4 protein-coding genes are annotated in these 6,180 nt (G+C 61.5%); all 4 read left to right on the forward strand.

What is annotated here, in order from left to right; translation table 11 throughout:
* Window positions 1–483: 483 nt before the first annotated feature.
* Window positions 484–807: a type II toxin-antitoxin system TacA family antitoxin gene (locus ACXWUF_RS16470; RefSeq protein WP_458495737.1), complete on the forward strand. Its 324-nt coding sequence runs from the start codon at window positions 484–486 to the stop codon at window positions 805–807.
* Between the two features lie 568 nt (window positions 808–1,375).
* Window positions 1,376–2,818, forward strand: coding sequence for an Nramp family divalent metal transporter (locus ACXWUF_RS16475; RefSeq protein ID WP_458495738.1), 1,443 nt, complete (start codon window positions 1,376–1,378; stop codon window positions 2,816–2,818).
* Window positions 2,819–3,023: 205 nt separating this feature from the next.
* The gene (locus tag ACXWUF_RS16480) at window positions 3,024–4,310 is read left to right on the forward strand and encodes a YihY/virulence factor BrkB family protein (protein WP_458495739.1); all 1,287 of its coding nucleotides are present in this window, start codon (window positions 3,024–3,026) and stop codon (window positions 4,308–4,310) included.
* A 344-nt stretch (window positions 4,311–4,654) separates the two neighbouring features.
* Entirely contained in the window at window positions 4,655–5,881 is a 1,227-nt protein-coding gene (locus ACXWUF_RS16485; RefSeq protein WP_458495740.1) for a tyrosine-type recombinase/integrase, read from the forward strand.
* Window positions 5,882–6,180 lie beyond the last annotated feature (299 nt).

Below are 6,180 nucleotides of genomic sequence, written 5' to 3' on the forward strand. Positions count from 1 at the left end.
GTGGTGCGGGCGTTCTTGTGGAGACGGATCAGCATGGCGGAGCCTCAAGCCAGTGAATTGAATACCTCGCGGAGCAGGCTCCGCGCCTCGAAGAGAGCATAGCTTCTAACCGGAATATAATCACACGGGACCAAACACGTAAAGCAAGCTCGGACATGGCGATAATCCCCATTCAATTATTGGTTTGAAATTGTTGTCACAGCGGTAGGCGGAATAACCGGCTAACCCCTCTCAGCCTTAACGATCCACACCGCCAGACCCGCCTACTTTGCCGCAAACTCATTCAGAAATGAAGCAAGCCAAACTGTGACTGTCACCGTTTGATGTGTTCTTAAAAGGTTTAGGGAAACAAATGGCTCCGGCCTTGAACTCCCGAACAGCAACAGGGAAACAAGCAAAGGCCAGCTAAAAAGCCACTTTTGGTGACAATCTGCCACCCCACCACCACTAAACTCCATCCCCACTCCACAAGAGGCTTACCCCATGGCTACTCCATCCGCCGAACGTGGCCGCATCACCGCCCGCGTGCCCATCCACACCCAGCAAACCCTGGAAACAGCCGCCGCCCTGACCGGGGCGACCGTCAACCAATTCGTCGTACAAGCCGCCCTGCGCGAGGCCGAACGCATCATCGAACAAGAGCGCGTCATCCGGCTCAGCGGCGACGACGCCCGCCAATTCCTGGATGCCCTCGACAACCCGCCACCCCCCAACGAAACCTTGCTGGCCACCCTGACCGACTACACCGAGCGCCGCGATGATAAGACTGGAAGCCTTGACTGGGCACCACGACCGAAACGGGTTTGACTGCGGCGTCGCCGCGCTGGATGGCTGGCTGCGCCAAACCGCCGTGCAGCACGCAGGATGCGGTGACGAAGGAACCGCATCAATCGCGAACGATGCGGTTCGTGCCTCACCGCATCCTACAAGCTTCCATCCGAAATGGCTCATCACAGAACAGCGGGGGTTCCCCGTTCCGCCTCGGAAGGTTCATGCCTGAACCCGAAACGGTTCGGCGCCCACTTCCGAACGTCCAACGTTGAACGGCGAAGGTTCATGCTTCAATGCTCAAAGGTTCAACGCCGGACCCTTTACGGTCCACGCTTCCACGTCCGAACGTTCAACCTTGATCGGTAAAGGCTTGCGTTTCCACCTTTGAAGGTTCGCCGCTGGACCGCAAAGGTTCATCGCTAACCCTTGCGAGGTTCAGCGCACCACCCATCAAGCACCAGCCATGAACCTGCGCCGGTTGAGCCGTCACCCCCGCCGACTCACGCGACACCCTCCCGCATCGAATCGCGACTCCCGCCAGTTGCCTCGCGAACCTCAACAGGTATGCTGTCGCACCTTTCCCCCAGAACCGACAACAATAACCATGCAGCCGACATCCCACGCCACCGATTCCCTCGCCCAACTCACCCGCAAACCCCTCCCCAACTTCCCCGGCTGGTACGCCGCCCTCGGCCCCGGCATCGTCTGGATGGCCCTCGCCCAGGGCAGCGGCGAACTCATCTGGTGGCCGTACATGATCGCCAAATACGGCCTCACCTTCCTATGCCTGCTCATCCCGGCCTGCCTGCTGCAATACCCCATCAACATCGAGATTGGCCGCTACACCCTGCTGACCGGCGAGAGCATCTTCCATGGCTTCATCCGCCTCCACCGGGGCTTCGGCATCTTCCTGTGGGTGCTGATGTCGGTGTCGTTCTGCTGGTTCGGGGCGTTCGCTTCGGCGGGCGGCACCTCGCTGGCGGCGCTCACCCACTTCCCGGAGGGCTGGACGCCACGCGGGCAATCGCTGTTCTGGGGCTACGTCACCATCGCCGTGTTTCTGGCGGGCATCTTGTTCAGCCAAGTGGTGTACGTGCTGGTGGAGCGCTTCATGAAGTTCGTCGCCATCACCACCGTGGTCGGGCTGCTGTGGGCCTGCTCGCAACCGGAGGTCGCGCAGACCATCCCCAGCTTCGCCCGAGGCTTGCTCGGCCCCACCGAACCCATGCCCCGCCCGTGGGATGCCGCCGATTCCACCAAGCTGCTGACCGCCATCGCCTTCGCCGGGCTGGGTGGGTTCTGGATTCTGTTTTATTCCTACTGGCTGCGGGACAAGGGCGTGGGCATGGCGGCGCACATGGGCCGGATCACCGGCGTCGTCGCCGACAAGCCGGAAGTCGTCACCGCCGACGGCAATCTGCCGGAAGACCGCCCCGACAACGCCGGGCGCTGGCGGCAATGGGAGAAATATCTGCGGGCCGACGTGCTGGTGGGCATTTGCGGCAACCTCTGCACGACCTTGATGACCTGCCTGCTGGCCTACGCGCTGCTGTATCCGAAGGGCTTGCTGCCGCAGGAATACGAGCTGGCCGTGGTGCAGGCCAAATTCTTCGAGGTGAGCTGGGGCGAGATTGGGCGGATTCTGTTCCTCATCGTCGCCGCCGCCTTCCTGTCCGACACCTGGCTGGCGACGGCGGACGCGGTGAGCCGGATGCAGGCGGACATCGTGCATGTGCTGTTCCCGAAGAGCCACCGGCTGTCGCTGCGGGTCTGGTACTACATCTTCTTAGGCGTGATGACCCTCATCACCTGCCTGACCATGCTGCTGGACACGCCCGGCACGCTGATTCTCACCAGCGCCGTGATTGGCTTCGCGGGCACGGTGATATTCCCGGTGGCCTTGTATTGGCTGAACTATCGGCGACTGGCACCGCATTTGCCGGTGTGGGCGCGGCCCGGTGGCGTGGGGCCGTGGCTGTTGGGGATCAGCTTCGTGGTTTATGTGGGGCTGGCGGGGGCTTATGGGTGGAGCATGTTGGGGGGATGATGAGGGATATATTGGAAATCCTGTAGAGTGGGTTGGTTATATAGGATGGACGCAGCGTGGCGAAACCCATCGCTCCGGGCTAGGTGGCATGATGGGTTTCGCTGCGCTGCACCCATCCTATGACTGAAGCATCTTGCTAATCAGGATTTTCATGAGTCGCCTGCGTTTTGCCGATCCGTAATTTCACCCCAAGCCCCGCCAACCCATGACACAAACCTTCAATCCGCCCCCAGCCATGCAGCGCATCCACGCCATGGGAGCGCTGGTCGTTGCCTGGGGCCGGGCGCTGCTCCGCGCCGTGCGGGACGAGGGGCTGAATTACCGCGCCACCAGCCTGGCCTATACCTCCTTGGTCGCCATCGTGCCGGGGCTAGCCCTGAGCTTTTCGTTGCTCAAGACCTTCGGCGTCCACAACCAGTTGGAGCCGCTGCTGCTGCAAATGCTCGCGCCCCTGGGCGACAAGGCGCCGGAATTGACCGGTACCATCCTGGATTTCGTGAAGCGGGTCAACGTGGGCTTGCTGGGCTTCGTCGGCCTGACGGTGCTGGCTTATACCATCGTGTCCATGCTGGGGAAGATCGAGGCGGCGTTCAACCACATCTGGCGCGTCACCCAGGCCCGCAGCTTCACCCGGCGGGCCAGCGATTACCTCAGCGTGGTGCTGCTGGGTCCGGTGCTGATTTTTTCCGCCATCGGACTCACCGCGTCCAGCCCCACCGCCGCCACCGTGCGGCGGCTGATAGCGCAGGAGCCATTTGGCACGCTGTTCTTCCTGGGCGGCAAGCTGCTGCCGTTCCTGCTGATTATCGCCGCCTTCACCTTCGTCTACATCTACATCCCCAATACCCGCGTGCCTTGGCGGGCGGCGCTGTTCGGCGGCACGGTGGGGGGCTTGCTGTGGAAATTGGCGGGGCTGTTGTTCGCTCATTTCGTGGCGGGATCGGCCAGTTATCACGCCATTTATTCCAGCTTGGTCATCGTCATCCTGTTCATGATTTGGCTGGACCTGTCCTGGCTCATTCTGCTGCTGGGCGGGCAGGCCGCGCTGTATTTCCAGCATCCCCATTATGTGCGCGGCCACAACCGTTATGCGGATTTCGACAATCGGACCAAGGATCGGCTGGGGCTGGCCTTGATGGCGCTGATCGCCGCGCGCTTTGTCCGGGGTGAAGCGCCCTGGACTCTGGATGAACTGGCCGAGCGGTTGGCCTTGCCTTGGGAGACGGTGAAGGATGGCTTGCAGGTGCTACGGGCCGGGGGCTTGCTGGAGGAAACGGGCCGGGGCGACGAGAGCTTCGTTCCCGCCGCCGATTTGGCGGGCCTGACCCTGGGGGATGTGCTGCGGGCGATGCGTCAGGGGCCGGACGCTGTGGGAACGGCGCTGGTCCCGCCGGAGGTGTTGGCCTTGGCGGACGAGTTGGAGAAAGCCATGGCGGAACATCCGGCGGCGGGGATGTCGGTGCGGGAGTTTGTGTTACGCGGGAAAATGTAAGCCGGCCTGGGTTCTGGATCAGCCAAACCGATCAGGCATCGCTTAACTTAAACCCTCTCCCAGAGGGAGAGGGGGCAGGATGTTAAGGTTGTGGCTGAACGCAGTATATAGAGCGGACACAAAAAAGCCGGGACTAAAACCCGGCTTTTTCCCTGGCAGGCGTGCCGCCTTACCTTTTCATCATGTCGAATAATGCAACATAGCCTTTCCGTAACTTTCCGTAGCTTACAAGCCACTGATTTTCAAGGAAATAGGCTTTCTCTAATTTTCCCAAACTTGCCCTAGCTTTCGTTCGCGTGCTTACATGGCGGTTACATGACATGTAAGCAGGAGGCCGGGAGCAAGTGAAAATCATCAAGTCGGAAATCAAAAAACTCCGCCCACCGGAAACTGATTCCACAGCCTTCAAAACAGGCTACGCCGTGCATTGGGATGATGAACTACCGGGGTTCGGGGTACGCATCACGAATGCCGGGGTAGTTTCGTTCATCGTTCAGAAGCGCATCAATGGGCGAAGTCGGCGGGTGACGCTGGGGAAGTTCGGCATTCTGAGCGCCGAACTGGCGCGGCGGGAGGCGCATAAGTTCCTGGCGGCGGTGGCGACCGGGGGCGATCCGCTGGCCGACCGGGAGCGGGCGAAGCTGGAAGGCGTGACGCTGAAAGAAGCCCTGGCGCTGTACATCGAGCGGAAGGCGCTTCGACCGGCCACCGTGGCGAACCTAGACAAAATCCCGATGTGTCTGGCGGATTGGATGCCGAAGCCGCTGGCGCGGATTACCGGGGAAATGGTCATGCACCGGCACCGGCTGCTTGGGGAGGAACGCGGCGAGGCGACCGCCAACATGGTGCTGCGTTACTTCGGCACGGTGTGGAACTTCACCCGCGCTTATCACAAGGGCACCAAGGGCGTTGACATCATCGGGGAATGCCCCACGGTGCGGCTGTCGGAAACCAAGGCGTGGTTCCGTGAGAAGCGGCGGCAACGGGCGATCCGGCCACACCAGTTCCCGGCCTGGGCGGAGGCGGTCGAAACCCTCTCTTATTCCCTGGCGCAAGACTACCTGTGGTTTCTGCTGCTGACCGGCTGTCGGGTGAAGGAAGCCCACGCGCTGCTGTGGGCGGATGTGGATTTAGAGGACGCTTCCGTGTTGCTGCGGGACACCAAGAACCACACCGACCACCGGCTACCGTTGCCGTCGCAGTTGGTGACGCGGCTCAAGGTCCGCAAGGCGGAGAGCTTCGGGGACGTGGTGTTTTGTACCCGCTTGGGTAAGGCAGCGGCCCGCACGGGCTTTCAGCACCAGGTGTTGAGCGTCGCCGAGAAGGCCGGGATTCCTTTCAGTCCGCACGATTTGCGGCGCACCTTCGCCAGTGTCGCGGAAACCATCGGGATTCCGGCCTACACCATCAAGCGGTTGCTGAACCACACGACCGGGGCGGATGTGACCGCCGGTTACATCGTGCTGACGGTGGAAGGCTTGCGGGAACCCATGCAGCGCATCGCCGATTACATCGAGACGGCGAGCGTGGCGCGGGACAACGTGACGCCGCTCAAGCGGAAGGCGCAATGAGTGATTGCCGGACGGACATTGTTTTTTCAGACGGAACTCACGGAACTGACGGAACCGCCTAGAGCGGCGCGGCTTTCAGCGGTTCCGTGGTTTTTTTGGGTGACGGAACTGACGGAACCAAGCGGGCGGGGAAGCGAGGAACCCAAGGGTTAAAGCGTCCTTGCCGTGGGCTTTCCTGGCGCTGGCGGGACAAATTGGGCGGGGGATGCGGAAGGCGCAATGATTGATTGCCGAACGGACATTGTTTTTTCAGACGGAACTCACGGAACTGACGGAACCGCCTAGAGCGGCGCGGGTTC

It is taken from the genome of Methylomagnum sp. (assembly GCF_054333355.1).